Origin of the sequence: Oceanicoccus sp. (assembly GCF_029238675.1) — a bacterium.
GTDB lineage: Bacteria > Pseudomonadota > Gammaproteobacteria > Pseudomonadales > Dasaniaceae > Oceanicoccus.
The window spans coordinates 40,503-54,861 of the sequence record NZ_JAQWFR010000028.1 but is presented as its reverse complement, the minus strand read 5'-3'; the positions used below and the strand labels follow the sequence as shown (position 1 = coordinate 54,861).

The following is a 14,359-nucleotide window of genomic DNA, read 5'->3' as shown; positions in this document are numbered from 1 at the left end:
CTTAACCTTCCTTTAGCCGGCCATCGACTAGCGATAATTTGCGGTCCATTTGGTCAGCCAATGACAAGTCATGGGTCACAATAATAAAACAGGTGCCCAGTTCTTCATTCAGGGTTTTCATTAAGGTATGTATGGACTCGGCGGTATGCTGGTCCAGATTGCCCGTTGGTTCATCCAGCAATACACACTGAGGTTTGGTCACTAAAGCTCTGGCTATGGCAACGCGCTGGCGTTCACCACCGGATAGCTCTGAAGGTTTATGGTGTAAACGTTCAGCCAGTCCCACCTTGCTTAATATATCCGTTGCAACGGGCGTAATAGCTGCCGGACTATCGCCACGAATTAATAAGGGCATGGCAACATTTTCCAATGCGGTAAACTCACCCAGCAAATGGTGAAACTGGTAAACAAAACCTAAATATTGATTACGCAACTGCCCCCGCTGTTTTTCGCTCATGCTGGCAATGGCCTGGCCAGCAATAACCACCTCGCCGGAGCTTGGAATATCCAGCCCGCCTAACATATTTAATAAGGTAGACTTACCCGCACCAGAAGCGCCAACGATGGCCACCCGCTCACCTCTGCGAATAGAAAAATCTACACCGTCCAATACCACCAGAGGCTGCGGGCCTTCCTGATAACTTTTATATAGTGCCTGACACTGTAAAACTATCTGCTGTTCCAAGAAATTATCCACTCCTTCAATCAATCTATTCATAACGCAATGCTTCGGCGGGCTGTATTTGCGAGGCACGTATGGAAGGGTAAATGGTTGCAAGCACACTTAGCAACAAGCCACAGACCGCTATCCAAAACACATCACCCCACTGCAATACTGATGGTATGCGACTAATAAAATAAACTTCCGGGTTAAAAACTTGTGTTCCTAACATTCCCTCTAAGGCAACGACTATATCACCCACGTTTAATGCCACCGGAATACCAATAGCGATACCCACTACGATACCGGCAAAACCCACCGCGACACCCTGAATCATAAACAAGCGCAAAATAGCTTGCGGGGATGCACCCATGGTACGCAGCACAGCAATATCTGAGCGTTTGTCTGAGACCATCATAGTCACAATCGAGACGATATTTAACGCTGCTATCAAAACAATAATCATTAACAATAGCGAGATCATGGTTTTTTCCATCGCCACTGCGCTAAATAAACTGCCTTGAGTTTCAGACCAGCTTTTGGCCTTGCTACCCGCAGGCATTTTGTTAAGTAATTCGGGCAAATAAGATGGCGCTAAAAATAAATCGGTCAACTGTAAACGCAGCCCTTTAACATCCTGCCCTAGTTGAAATAATTTTTGCCCATCCGCCAAATGAATAAATACGGTGGTGCTGTCCAGTTCAGCACCCACCTGAAAAATACCCACTACCGTAAAACGTTTAACGCGAGGAAATACACCTACCGGTGTTACGGTCACACGGGGCAAGATAACACTGACCTCATCACCAATATAAACCCCGAGATAGCGCGCAAGAATTTCACCCAGCAGAATATTATATTGGCCCCCCTGTAAATCCTTTAACTGACCGTCAACCATACTGGCATTAATGGTTGAGACTTTGGATTCTGCCTCTGGTTCTATAGCATGCAACACCGCACCACGGACCATACCGGGACGACTAAGCATCACCGTGCCATCAATATAGGGAGCTGCGGCCACTACCGCATCAGACTCGACAAGCTGTTGCTGCCATTTATACCATTCTGGCAAACGCTGCTCCGGGCCATCGATATAGCCATGGGGCACCACCGACAAAATACGCCCACGGAGTTCGGTCTCAAAACCATTCATCACTGACATCACCACCACCAGGGCTGTTACTCCTAGAATCATACCCAATAGTGAAATCAACGACACAAAGGAAATAAACTGATTGCGCCGCTTAGCTCGGGTGTATCGCAGGCCAATAAACAGAGATAGAGGTTGATACATTAATCAGGCGTCGGTGAGTGGGTTGTAGTGATATTTCAGTGAAGCTGTACTAAAGTATGATCTAATCAAGCTGTTAACTCATATCTGGCAGCCACAGTACAGAATAGTACAGAATAATACGGAGCAGCTCCACTTGAACAATGACAACCCCTCCCAATCCACAATCAATGAGCGACGTAATTACTTTCGTGTCGTTGACAAGGTGCTGCTGCGCTATCAGCCAGTAGATAAGAATTGCGCGCTGGCCAACATTATTCCCACAGCGTTTAAAGAAGATCCCAGCTACTCACTAATGCGCGAGCTACAGTCTATCGACCAGGATAATGCCAAATTCCTGAGAGCTATTGGCGAAGACAATCGCGATCTTGAAGCTTATCTTAAAGGCCAAAACAAAAAGCTGGAGCTGATAGCCGCCAAAGTGGCCGAACATGAAGAGCAAGCTCCGGGGCAGAAAAAGCAGCAGATCTCCATTAGTGAAGGCGGTCTCGCTATTCACACCGATACCGAACTGGCTAACGATGGTTTTTTAGCCTTGCAAATCACCCTGCTACCCAACCACCACACCCTGGTGGTTTTTGCCAAAGTGATCAATTGCTCCGAACACCAGCAAGGCGGTTATAATGTGGCGCTTAGCTTTACCCATTTAAAAGATAGCGACCGCCAATTGATTGCCAAACATATTATGCAGCTACAACTCGCCGAACGAAGAAAACAACATGAGCAATAACACCAAAACCGACGACGTCCATATTGACGAGTTACGCCCACTGCTACCCCCGACCATTTTGATGGAGGAGCTACCCGTAAGCGATAGTACCGCCGCAATGATCAGTCAGGCCAGGGATGATATTGCCAATATCTTTAACGGCAGCGATGATCGACTACTGGTGGTGGTTGGCCCCTGCTCTATCCACGATACCGAAGCCGCCCTTGAATACGCCAAACGCCTAAAGGCTGTAGTAGACCAGCATAAAGATGAATTATTGATTGTGATGCGGGTTTATTTTGAAAAACCCAGAACCACCGTTGGCTGGAAAGGCCTAATCAACGACCCGTATCTGGACGGCAGTTTTAATATTAACCAGGGCCTTCGTATCGCCAGAAAGCTGCTGATTGATGTTGCTGAAATCGGGCTGCCTACAGGCTGTGAATTTCTCGACACCATTTCCCCCCAGTTTTTTGCAGACCTTGTTTCCTGGGGCGCGATAGGTGCACGCACCACCGAAAGCCAAATTCACCGTGAACTCGCCTCCGGCCTATCCATGCCCATCGGCTTTAAGAATGGTACTGATGGCAGCACACAAATTGCCATTGACGCCATTGGTGCAGCCTCACACCCGCATCACTTCTTATCGGTAACCAAACAAGGTATTTCAGCCATTGTTACTACCAAGGGCAATAAAGACTGCCATATTATTTTGCGCGGCTCTAACAAAGGCCCCAATTACGATAATACAGCGGTGACTGAAGCTACTGCCCTACTTGAAAAACACAAGCTGGATATTCAACTAATGGTTGATTGCAGCCACGGCAATAGTAATAAAGACTTTTCCAGACAACCTATCGTAGCCGCTGATATAGGTGAACAGATTGCCAGGGGTTCCAAAGCCATTGCCGGCGTTATGATTGAGAGTCATTTATTTGAAGGCAACCAGAAAAAACCTGAGACTTATGGGGTGAGTATTACGGATGCTTGTATTTCATGGAACACTACAGAGTCGGTTTTAGAAGAATTAGCCAAGTCAATAAGAGCCCGACGAACTTAATAACCTACACCGCCTAACCCACACCGTCATCCCCGCGAAGGCGGGGATCCAGTGCTGTAGATTTCCGCCCAGGCGGAAATAACAGCATGATCATGCAGGCTGGATTCCCGCCTTCGCGGGAATGACGGGGCGGGGTTAATACTGTCTATTACTACTAAATCGCTGGATCAGCTTATCAATAACGCCATCCGTAGCATAAGACGCCGCCAACCCAAGCTTTTCCTGTAAAGTTTTCTTCGCCTCAAAACTCACCGAATAAATATTACTATCCTCACGGCGAGACATCAGATACTCATCACTGGTTTGAATATCATCGATAAGATTATTTTCCAGAGCGCGCTTGCCGTACCAGATTTCACCAGTAGCCACTTCAGCAATATTCACTTGTGGACGATGCTCAGTAACAAAACTTTTAAATAACTCATGGGTATCTTCAAGCTCTTCTACAAACTTAGTCTTACCCTTCTCCGTATTCTCACCAAACATAGTGACCGTACGCTTATACTCACCGGCGGTAAACATCTCAAAATCCACATCATTCTTTTTCAATAGACGATGAAAATTCGGCAACTGGGCCACAACACCAATCGAACCGATAATGGCAAACGGTGCAGCCAAAATTTTAGTACCAATACAAGCCATCATATAGCCACCACTGGCAGCCACAGCATCAACCACAATCGTTAGGGGGATCTCCTTCTGGGTGATGCGGGTTAACTGGGAAGCCGCCAAGCCATAAGTGTGCACCATGCCGCCTGGACTCTCCAACCGTAACACCACCTCATCATCCGGCGTTGCCATAGTTAATACAGCGGTAATCTCTTCGCGCAAACTCTCAACGGCAGAAGCTTTTACATCGCCATCAAAATCCAGCACATAAATGCGCTTTTTGTTATCTTCATTATCCCCTGACTTGTTCTTTTTCTTATCGTCCTTTTGCTTTTTCTTTAAATCTTTAGCTGCTTGTTTTAACTGTTCGTCATTTAACACAACAGCCTTAATTGCCTGCTCATGCTCGTCGTAGCTGTCATTAACCAGCGTGACTTCTATTTGACCGTCCTGCTCTTTTTTACCACGACTACTGGCAGCAATAATGCCGATAACAACAAACAAAATAGCCGCAACAATAGTGATAGATTTGGCCAGAAACAGGCCATAATTACTCAGAAATTCCAATGTGTTACCCCGATCATCTTTATTTTAAATGCAGGCGGGCAATCTTGGAGGCATAGCAAGATTAAGTCAAGATAAGCAGGGGCAAGACCGTATTATTGCCAGCCTTCTACAGCCTGTATGGCACGGTCATTGAGGGGGCGGCTTAACAAGCCGGTACTAGACAGGTTTACCGAGAACAAAGCACCATCATCCATAGGTAGATAAGTTGCACTGCCGTAGGTGGCATCGATAATGGATAAATTTTGACCATGATCATGCAGCCAGGCCCAGACATCCAATACGCTTTTACTCACACCCAACTGATAGACCGTACGCTCGGCGCTATGCTCTTTTTCCAGGGAATAATACCGACCGCTAAGACGATCGAGGCGATAACCGGGCTTTAGGCCTATACCTGCAAACGCTTTATTCCACTTAATAATGCGGGCATCCAACTGCCATAGATCACCGTTAAGCTCATAGATTTGCTCCGAACCTTCACTATCGACAAGGGATACCTGAAAACGCTGTTGCTCAAGCTGGGTAAAACTAATGGTGGCTATCGTTTGCTCTTTGCTCAGTTGCTTATAACTGTAAAAATCAAAAGCGGCCAGGGCCAGCATCACCGAGGCCAACAATAATAAAAAGCCGAAGGTACCGCGAAGCCAGCCTAACAGCCAATTGCGTTTAAATAATAAACGCCCTGCCATTAACACCACAAACAGGGCAACAACAATGATAACGCCAGCCAATAAGGTATAGGCCATACTCTTTATCCTTAATAATTATTCAGCAGCACAGGACTCCACTGTAAAGCCAAGCGCTGCCAAACTTTCTTCAGCCACCAATAAAATATCTTCATTAACCCTGCGACTGGAATGAAGCTCGGTTAAATAATACTCCAAGCTGATCAACGCATCCGCGAAGGTCTCCAACAATTGGTGACGCTGCTCACTCGGGTTGCGTTCGTCAATATGATGCGAGACAAAATCGTGACAGCTTTTTAATACCGCAGCTGCACGACTGTAATTGAGCAGATGCAAGCCACCCCTAACCGTATTCAATGTAGTCGTTACGTTAGAGATATGGGCCACATCAAAATTAGAATCAACATAAGAGGTAATCGCCCGCTTGGCCAAAGCAATACCAGATTGCGCCTCTTCTATTACCAGCTGTTCAGCTTGTGCCAACTGACTATTGGCAACAATCTTCTTACGGGTTATCGCGGTGGCCTCATTAAGATCTTCAACAGTCAACTCACGCCGATCAAGACCCGATAAGGCGCTTTCGATATAGAGTAAAGTGTCAGCCACCTCAACAAACTCAGCACTGCCGACATCACTACCAACCCCCTGCCAGCCGCGCACTTTTTCTAACTGTTCAATTAAGGTGTCTTTTGGCCCCTGTAAATTCAACACACTGAGAGTATCCGCCACACGGGATACCGTATCAATGAGCAAAGACAGGTCGTCACCATCAATCCCGTTATTTTGTGAACCAATCTCCAATACATCTTTAGCGTTACGTAACTCTTCAGACAGTACTTTGATAACCGATTCAATGGTATCGTGACTAGGGCCATGCATTGACGCGCGCTGACTGGCAATATCATCATCAGACATCTCCAAATTGGGCAGCGAATAGGATTCGCGAAGGGCGGTTATTTCAGCACTGTTAAAGCTGCTAAGCATTAGCATAAACAACAAGTCTTTTTTCAGTGCTTCAGGGGCCGGGTCATCAAAAGCCTCTTCACCCTTGCTGACAATCAAGCGCATCATCTTCTCAATCTCGGCCAGATTGCGCTTACGATTCAGGGTCATCTCCAGTTTACCGGCAGCAAAAGCGCCTAATACCACACCCGCCAACTGCCAAATTTCTGCCTGGGGATGATTGCCTAACAGCGATACAAAGCGAGCAACGGCTCGTGACATCAATAAATAATGAGGGCTACTTTCAGGCTCTTTGATAACGCCCACTAAACCGGTTTGGTACATATGGCGTAAGCGCGAAGCGGTTGCCATCAGTAAACACAGGTCTGGAGCTGCGGCTTCAGCAGCCAACGCCCCCACCATCGGAATATCACCTTGGTAAAAATAAGATTCCGCCAGCAAGGACTCACGGCGGCTCACTCGCAATTCATTAATATAGGGGATAACCAGAATCGACAGTTCAGACTGCCTAATGGAGATAAATTCAATATAACGGGGCAACACAAACAGGGCATGGGTCAGCGCCTCAGTCATTGTGTTAGTTGTTTTAAGCTCTTCATCGGCAATCACCGCAACTAACGAAGCCATCTCATCGGCCAGCAAAGCAGCACCCGGGTACTGCAATAAACGGAATGTGCCGCCCACCTGCACCAGACACTCATGGCAAGCCTTGATATGGCCGGTACTGCTTTGATCAACCGTATAGGCCTCAAACTCAGTGGCGGCCTGATTGAGAGTATTACTCAACTCCTCTTGAATCACCTGCAGGGAATGCAGGTTGATGCTAACGTCTAAAGACACAGAAGCTCCTTTTTATTGACCACTTACTAAATAGTGCCATTGGTAATGTTAGTGACAGTCTTGTTGAAAGCTGACGGAAGTATTGCTCAGTATAGTCTGATTTGCCCGGTTAACCCGCTCTTTTAATAACATTAACAGGTACTTGCATCACATAATTAAAGGGAAATCCCCCCCATACCCAAGCTTATCGGCCGGACAAAAGAGGAAATTAAGCAATAAAGCCCTGAATTCGCATAATTTCTCTGCAAAATTGGAAAAAACCTATTATATTCAACGGGTAATGAATTTTAATTGATGGTCCCAAGTCTACTTTAAGGAGTACCCCAATGGCGCAAACCATGCCCCAGGCCCTCGTCGCGAATTTTCTCGGTCAGGCCCCTCAATGGTATAAAAAGACAATAATAGCCTTTTTAATATTGAACCCCATCTTGCTTTATACCGTTGGCCCCTTTATTACCGGCTGGCTATTAATCCTGGAATTTATCTTTACCCTGGCTCTCGCCCTTAAGTGCTACCCCCTGCAACCGGGCGGCCTGTTAGCGATCGAAGCCATTGCCATTGGTATGGCGCCCCCCGAGGCTGTTTACCATGAGGCCCATAATAACTTTGAAGTTCTCTTGCTATTGATCTTTATGGTGGCAGGCATCTACTTTATGAAAAACCTGCTGTTATTTGTATTTACTAAAATACTGCTAGGCGTTAAATCCAAAAAGCTTCTCTCCTTGCTATTCTCTTTAGTTGCCGCGGTACTTAGTGCTTTCCTGGACGCCCTAACCGTTACAGCGGTTTTAATCAGCGTCGGTACCGGCTTTTATGCGGTGTACCATAAAGTGGCCTCCGGCAAAAAACTCGATAACCCCCACGATCACAGTGATGACGGTGGCGTGGTTGAGTTCCATCGTGCCGACCTTGAGCAGTTCAGAAGCTTTTTACGCAGCCTGCTAATGCACGGCGCTGTGGGTACTGCGCTAGGTGGTGTTTGTACGCTGGTTGGTGAACCACAAAATCTATTGATTGCCGAAAAAGCTGGCTGGGACTTTCTTGAGTTTTTCTTGAGAATGGCCCCTATCACTATGCCGGTTTTAGTGGCTGGTTTATTTACCTGCCTGATGCTGGAAATCACCAAGAGCTTTGGTTACGGTGCAGAGCTGCCTAAATCGGTAAGGGATGTGTTAGAAGAATTTGCCAGACAGGAAGATGCCAAGCGCACTACCCGTGACAATGCTGCATTAGTTGTCCAGGCGCTGGTTGCCTTATTCCTGGTGGCTGCACTGGCTACGCATGTCGCGGCAGTAGGTATTGTTGGCTTGAGCATTATCGTTTTATTAACAGCCTTTAACGGTATTATTGAAGAGCACCAGCTAGGTCACGCTTTTGAAGAGGCCCTCCCCTTTACTGCACTGTTAGTAGTGTTTTTTGCGATTGTTGCGGTGATTGAACAACAGCACTTGTTTAGTCCTATTATCAATGCCGTGCTGGAAATGGATAACGATGTCCGACCCACGATGTTCTTTGTTGCCAACGGTCTTTTATCAATGATTAGTGATAATGTGTTTGTGGCAACGGTTTATATCAATGAAGCCCGAGCAGCTTTTGATGCCGGCACTATTACCCGCGCCGAGTTTGACACGATGGCTATTGCCATTAACACCGGTACTAATATCCCCAGTGTTGCAACGCCAAACGGCCAGGCCGCTTTCCTGTTTTTATTAACCTCTGCTTTAGCGCCGCTGATCAGATTGTCTTACGGTAAGATGGTGGTTATGGCTTTTCCTTATACCATTATTATGGGTGGTGTTGGCTTGGTTGCGGTTTATATGGTGCTTTAATAATACATCGTCATTCCCGCCCTCGACAAATACACTCGAGGGCAGGCTTCGACGCAAATGACTACCGTCATTCCCGCGAAGGCGGGAATCCAGCCTGCATGTTTATGCTGTTATTTCTGCTAAAGCAGAAATTGACAGCGCTGGATTCCCGCCTTCGCGGGAATGACAGAGTTTTTTTAACGCCAGTGATTATTTCCATCGCTGGCTTTATCTATCTCTTGCAGCCTCTCTTCATGTGCCGCCAATTCTTCACCATCAGCAACAACCACTTTTAAGGCTGGTCGACTTGTCGCTAAACGCCTGATTGAAGCATCCATACTACCCCCTTCCTGAGAGTCTTCACCGGCTAGCAATAAATTGGTTTGCCCACCGGTCATAAATAAATAAACGTCAGCTAGAATCTCGGCATCTAATAAAGCGCCGTGTAAATCACGGGCCGAGTTATCAACTTCGTAGCGGGAGCAAAGGGCATCCAGGCTATTACGTTGACCGGGATGCTTTTGTCGCGCCATCACCAGAGAGTCTACCACTGAGCAGTAATCAACTACCTTGCCCGGACTTTTTGCGCCCAGCAGCTTAAATTCATGATTAATAAAACCCACATCAAACGGCGCGTTATGAATGACTAATTCTGCGCCATCAATAAATTCAAGAAACTCCTGGGAAATTTGGTGAAACAGAGGTTTGTCGGCCAGATATTCATTGGTAATACCGTGGACTTCCATCGCTCCGGCATCGACTTCGCGTTCGGGATTAATATACTGATGGTAATGGCGACCGGTTAATTTACGGTCGACTAATTCCACGCAGCCTATCTCAATAATCCGGTGACCCTGGGAGGGTTCCAGGCCGGTGGTTTCGGTATCGAGTACGACTTGTCTCACTACTAGCTCCTGAAATTATTTATGCTGTCATTCCCGCGAAGGAACGTCATTCCCGCGAAGGCGGGAACCTAGTTTCCCGCCTTCGCGGGAATGACACTGGCTATAATTGATCGCAGCCTTGATTGGCTAACTGGTCGGCAATTTCATTTTCACGGTGGCCACTATGGCCTTTAACCCACTGCCAGGCAACCTTGTGACGAGCAACCTGCTCATCCAGCGCCTGCCAGAACTCAACATTTTTAACCGGCTTTTTTGCAGCGGTTTTCCAGCCCTTGGCTTTCCAGCCCTGTAACCACTCGGTCATTCCCTGCATAACGTATTTGGAGTCGGTATACAGCATCACCTCACAGGGCTCTTTTAACGCTTTTAAACCTTCAATCGCCGCCTGCAACTCCATCTTATTATTGGTGGTATTTTCCGCACCACCACAAAGACTTTTTTCAGTGGAGGGCTGGCCCTTTAAGCGAATTAAAGCACCCCAACCTCCGGGCCCCGGGTTACCGCGGCAGGCTCCATCGGTAAATAGTTCAATCTGTTTCAAGCAACATCCTCTTCACGCAGTGGTGTTATTAGTGTTTTTTTAATCGGTGCATGATGAGTTGCTCGCGGCTTAACCGGCGTCAAACCCACAAAAGGCTTGTGGGCAGTTTTCCAACTCGGCTTGATCGGCATCATTCCAGCTTCTTTTTTTATCGCTGAAATCATATAAAAACCACCCAGCGGCCATTGTTTTAATAACCGCTTTAACAGGGGCTTGTCACTGCGCTCCATCAATGCGGGGCTATGATAACCGAAATGGCAACGTTGTGTTTCAAAACCCAGCAAGCTTAGCCAATCTTTTATGCGGCGAGGGCTAATACTATGATTTTGCCAAATGGAGCGCGGAAAAAAGCGAGCAATCTGTCCATATAGGCCCAGTATTGACCAAGGATTAAAACCAACAATAACCAGGCGACCATGGGGTATAACTACCCGCTGCACTTCACGCAACAAGGTGTGGGGGTTGCTGACATATTCCTGCACATGATGCAGCAGCACCACATCAAGGCTTTCGCTGGCAAAAGGCAGCTGGTCAAATTCGCAGCGGGCATTACCATTGGATGCCAACGGGTGACAGTGATAGTTATTTTGCACGCGGCTTTCATCAAATAAATGCAAGCGAGAGTCAACACTAAGCTGCAACAGGTGATAGCCAAAGCTTTCAGTAATCGCTTGGCTCACCAAAGCCTGCTGACGCCTGAGCATTAACTGGCCAGCCTCACCTTCAAACCATTGCTCCAGCAAGGGTAGTAAAACTTCTGTATCTGGCTGTCTTTTAAATCGGCTAAGAATATCTTTCACGCTATACCCTCAAGATTGGCCAATAATCATAACCGATAATAGTTATTTTTCTATACTTAGTGCACACTCTCCTCATAGTACACGTCATTCCCGCGAAGGCGGGAATCCAGCGCTTTAGATTTCCGCTTCAGCGGAAATAAAAGTATAAGCATGCAGGCTGGATTCCCGCCTTCGCGGGAATGACGGTAGTCATTTGCGTCGAAGCCTGCCCTCAAGTGTATTTGTCGAGGGCGGGAATGACGGTAGTCATTTGCGTCGAAGCCTGCCCTCGAGTGTATTTGTCGAGGGCGGGAATGATGGTAGTCATTTAGAGAATACAAAAATGGTCCACGTAAAACCCATTTCAGCCTTTAGCGATAATTATATCTGGTGCCTGTATGACGATATTAGCCAGCAGGCCGTCGTAGTTGACCCCGGCGATGCCAGGGTTGTGATTGCCGCACTGGAAGAGATGCAGCTTAATTTGGCGGCGATATTGATCACCCATCATCACTTTGACCATACCGGCGGCATTGATCAGCTACTGGCTAACTATGATGTACCTGTTTACGGGCCTCATAGTGACAATATCAGCCAGATTACTCACCCTTTGGCAGAGGCAGATACGCTATCCATAATCGGGCTGGACTTTATAACATTGGAAATCCCAGGCCATACCCTTGACCATATTGCCCTGTATTGCGAACAGGCCGAAGGAGGCCCCATTTTATTTTGCGGTGATACGCTGTTTGCAGGAGGTTGCGGTCGAGTTTTTGAAGGCAACCCGAGGATGATGCTTGAGTCCTTAAGTAAGCTGGCAGAACTATCTGCCAACACGCGTGTCTACTGTGCCCATGAATACACTCTGGCCAATCTGGCTTTTGCCAACGCGGTAGAACCTAATAACCAAGCCCTGCAACAGCGTATCGCCCACGATAGCGGTTTAAGGGATCAAGGCATACCTACCCTGCCCACCACGATGGCAACAGAATTGGCAACAAACCCTTTTCTGCGTTGTGAGCAAGCTGAAGTGGTCAGTAGTGCCAGAGAGCAAAGCCAGCAACCCTGTGACGATAGCACTGCCGTCTTTGCTGCTATTCGAGGCTGGAAGGATAATTTTTGACGATGCTACAGCTCGGATATTGACCCTGTAGCCAAGCCTCAATAAAATAGCGCGTCGCAGTCATAACAGAACAAAAAATAATTAATGAAACATTCAAATATCAATAAGTTATACTCAGACTTTAAAGTAATATCTATATTGCTACTTCTCGCCTCCTGCCAAGCCACACAACCAGAACCAACCCCTCCACCGCCACCTGAGCCTGTGGTGATCAGTCACGAAACAGCCAGCGAGCTGGTGGACAATAATCCCTGGGAGTTTTTCACTGACTACAGCTCCCCTTATTACTGCCTCCATAGCGAAACCGAACCCAAAAGCAACGAGCCTGTTTGGGCCACGCCAACGACTGTCTGGCAGCGGATTAGGCTCGGCTTTGAAATGGATTACCAGATCAAACAAAAAAGACTGGATGCTGAGTTTAACTGGTATCAAAGAAATCCCGGCTATATGGCAAGGGTAAGCGAAAGGTCCAGGCGTTATATTTACCATGTTACTGAAAGACTTGAGCAAGAGGGCCTGCCCCTTGAGCTTGCCCTGTTACCTATTGTTGAAAGTGCCTACGACCCCTTTGCCTATTCCCATGGCAGAGCTTCGGGCATGTGGCAGTTTATTCCCGGAACAGGTCGTATGTATAAACTGGAACAAACCTGGTGGTATGACGGCCGCAGGGACATTATTGATTCAACAGAAGCCGCCATCAAATATCTGGATAAACTGAATAAATATTATAACGGCGACTGGTTATTAGCTTTGGCCGCTTACAACTCCGGTCAGGGCAATGTGAATAAGGCGATTCGTAAAAATAAAAAGCGCGGCAAAGCCACTGACTTCTGGTCCCTGGATTTACCCCGCGAAACTCGCAGCTATGTGCCAAAATTATTGGCATTAGCCAAATTGATTGATAACCCCCGCCGCTATGGCTGCGTGTTATACCCTGTGGCCAATAGCCCTTACTTTGCTCAAGTCGACACTCACTCACAAATTGACCTGGCACAGGCCGCCACCATGGCCGATATTAAAATCGATGAACTGTATCGACTGAACCCCGGTTTTAATCGCTGGGCTACCTCCCCTCAAGGTCCACACCGTTTATTGGTACCGATTGAAAATGCCGTGCAGTTTCAGCAGGAGGTAGCCAAGCTGCCACCGGAGCAACGTTTACACTGGCAGCGTTATACCGTTAAAAGTGGTGAGTCATTGTTATTACTGGCCAACCGCTTTAACACAGGGGTGGATACGATTAAGTCCATTAATAACCTGAACAGTAATATGATTCGCACCGGCCAATCATTAATGATTCCTACCGCTTCTAAGGAAGGCCAGCATTACTCCCTTAGTGCTGAGCAGCGCCTTGCCACCATCCATAAGAAGCGTAAAGGCGGCAGTAATAGCCAGCAAATATTTCATGCCGTTAGCAGCGGTGACAGTTTATGGACCATTGCTAAACGCTATAATGTCACGGTTAAAAAACTGGCTCACTGGAATGGCATCGCTCCCAAAGATATGCTGAAACCCGGGCAAAAACTCAGCGTGTGGATTAAAAACCCGGTAAAAATTCAAGCGGCATCACAGCGTGACGCGGTGGTAAGGAAGGTTGGCTATAGGGTGCGCAACGGCGACTCCCTGGCACGCATTGCCAATAAGTTTAATGTCAAAATCAACGATATTGTTAAATGGAATGCCATTAACCCGAAAAAATATCTGCAACCAGGTCAAAGGCTGACACTGTATGTAGATATTACAAATACCGCCAACCTCTAAGGTTAAATAATGCTAATGTTGTTTCCTGGCAACAGTATAAACGCTACGCCTCCACC

General features: G+C 47.1%; 13 protein-coding genes. 5 read left to right on the top strand and 8 right to left on the bottom strand.

Features of this window, described 5'->3' with window-relative positions:
- Position 1 precedes the first annotated feature (1 nt).
- Together lolD and P8H32_RS09770 are read right to left on the bottom strand one after the other, a co-directional pair.
- Complete coding sequence (lolD, locus tag P8H32_RS09775; RefSeq protein WP_297293307.1) at positions 2-718, bottom strand: lipoprotein-releasing ABC transporter ATP-binding protein LolD; 717 nt, start codon at positions 716-718, stop codon at positions 2-4.
- On the bottom strand, positions 711-1,955 hold the full coding sequence (locus P8H32_RS09770; RefSeq protein ID WP_301089291.1) for a lipoprotein-releasing ABC transporter permease subunit: 1,245 nt from the start codon (positions 1,953-1,955) through the stop codon (positions 711-713). The genes lolD and P8H32_RS09770 overlap by 8 nt, the downstream gene beginning before the upstream one ends.
- 133 nt (positions 1,956-2,088) lie before the next feature.
- Here P8H32_RS09770 and P8H32_RS09765 point away from each other — a divergent pair, with 133 nt between their 5' ends.
- Both P8H32_RS09765 and P8H32_RS09760 read left to right on the top strand, forming a co-directional pair.
- A complete protein-coding gene (locus P8H32_RS09765; protein WP_297293305.1) occupies positions 2,089-2,682 on the top strand; it encodes a PilZ domain-containing protein in 594 nt (197 codons plus the stop codon).
- Positions 2,672-3,721 (top strand): 3-deoxy-7-phosphoheptulonate synthase, encoded by a 1,050-nt coding sequence (locus P8H32_RS09760; protein WP_301089290.1) that lies wholly within the window; start codon positions 2,672-2,674, stop codon positions 3,719-3,721. Before P8H32_RS09765 ends, P8H32_RS09760 begins: the two co-directional genes overlap by 11 nt.
- A 135-nt stretch (positions 3,722-3,856) precedes the next feature.
- On the opposite strand, the gene sohB is transcribed toward P8H32_RS09760, so the two are convergent.
- The 3 genes from sohB to P8H32_RS09745 form a co-directional block, all read right to left on the bottom strand.
- Positions 3,857-4,897, bottom strand: a complete 1,041-nt coding sequence (sohB, locus tag P8H32_RS09755) for a protease SohB (protein WP_297293303.1) — start codon at positions 4,895-4,897, stop codon at positions 3,857-3,859.
- A gap of 92 nt (positions 4,898-4,989) precedes the next feature.
- Positions 4,990-5,643, bottom strand: coding sequence for a cation/multidrug efflux pump (locus tag P8H32_RS09750; protein ID WP_297293302.1), 654 nt, complete (start codon positions 5,641-5,643; stop codon positions 4,990-4,992).
- An 18-nt stretch (positions 5,644-5,661) separates the two neighbouring features.
- On the bottom strand, positions 5,662-7,386 hold the full coding sequence (locus P8H32_RS09745) for a hypothetical protein (RefSeq protein ID WP_297293301.1): 1,725 nt from the start codon (positions 7,384-7,386) through the stop codon (positions 5,662-5,664).
- A 326-nt stretch (positions 7,387-7,712) separates the two neighbouring features.
- On the opposite strand from P8H32_RS09745, the gene nhaB reads away from it, so the two are divergent.
- Complete coding sequence (gene nhaB / locus P8H32_RS09740) at positions 7,713-9,215, top strand: sodium/proton antiporter NhaB (RefSeq protein ID WP_297293300.1); 1,503 nt, start codon at positions 7,713-7,715, stop codon at positions 9,213-9,215.
- Positions 9,216-9,391: 176 nt separating this feature from the next.
- On the opposite strand, the gene dnaQ is transcribed toward nhaB, so the two are convergent.
- From dnaQ to P8H32_RS09725, 3 genes are all read right to left on the bottom strand, one after another.
- The gene (gene dnaQ, locus P8H32_RS09735) at positions 9,392-10,099 is read right to left on the bottom strand and encodes a DNA polymerase III subunit epsilon (RefSeq protein WP_297293299.1); all 708 of its coding nucleotides are present in this window, start codon (positions 10,097-10,099) and stop codon (positions 9,392-9,394) included.
- A gap of 100 nt (positions 10,100-10,199) precedes the next feature.
- Entirely contained in the window at positions 10,200-10,640 is a 441-nt protein-coding gene (gene rnhA, locus P8H32_RS09730) for a ribonuclease HI (RefSeq protein WP_297293298.1), read from the bottom strand.
- Positions 10,637-11,440 carry a methyltransferase domain-containing protein gene (locus P8H32_RS09725; protein WP_301089289.1) on the bottom strand — a complete coding sequence of 268 codons (804 nt, stop codon included), beginning with the start codon at positions 11,438-11,440 and terminating at the stop codon, positions 10,637-10,639. The genes rnhA and P8H32_RS09725 overlap by 4 nt, the downstream gene beginning before the upstream one ends.
- A gap of 193 nt (positions 11,441-11,633) precedes the next feature.
- Between P8H32_RS09725 and gloB the strand changes: the two genes are divergently transcribed.
- Both gloB and P8H32_RS09715 read left to right on the top strand, forming a co-directional pair.
- Entirely contained in the window at positions 11,634-12,542 is a 909-nt protein-coding gene (gene gloB / locus P8H32_RS09720) for a hydroxyacylglutathione hydrolase (RefSeq protein WP_367279190.1), read from the top strand.
- 84 nt (positions 12,543-12,626) lie between these two features.
- Positions 12,627-14,303 carry a LysM peptidoglycan-binding domain-containing protein gene (locus P8H32_RS09715; RefSeq protein WP_301089288.1) on the top strand — a complete coding sequence of 559 codons (1,677 nt, stop codon included), beginning with the start codon at positions 12,627-12,629 and terminating at the stop codon, positions 14,301-14,303.
- Positions 14,304-14,359 lie beyond the last annotated feature (56 nt).

Bases quoted from the DNA above. Each gene is read 5' to 3' on its own strand.
- lolD (WP_297293307.1), bottom strand. From the start codon at position 718: ATGAATAGATTGATTGAAGGAGTGGATAATTTCTTGGAACAGCAGATA.
- P8H32_RS09770 (WP_301089291.1), bottom strand. From the start codon at position 1,955: ATGTATCAACCTCTATCTCTGTTTATTGGCCTGCGATACACCCGAGCT.
- P8H32_RS09760 (WP_301089290.1), top strand. From the start codon at position 2,672: ATGAGCAATAACACCAAAACCGACGACGTCCATATTGACGAGTTACGC.
- P8H32_RS09750 (WP_297293302.1), bottom strand. From the start codon at position 5,643: ATGGCCTATACCTTATTGGCTGGCGTTATCATTGTTGTTGCCCTGTTT.
- nhaB (WP_297293300.1), top strand. From the start codon at position 7,713: ATGGCGCAAACCATGCCCCAGGCCCTCGTCGCGAATTTTCTCGGTCAG.
- P8H32_RS09715 (WP_301089288.1), top strand. From the start codon at position 12,627: ATGAAACATTCAAATATCAATAAGTTATACTCAGACTTTAAAGTAATA.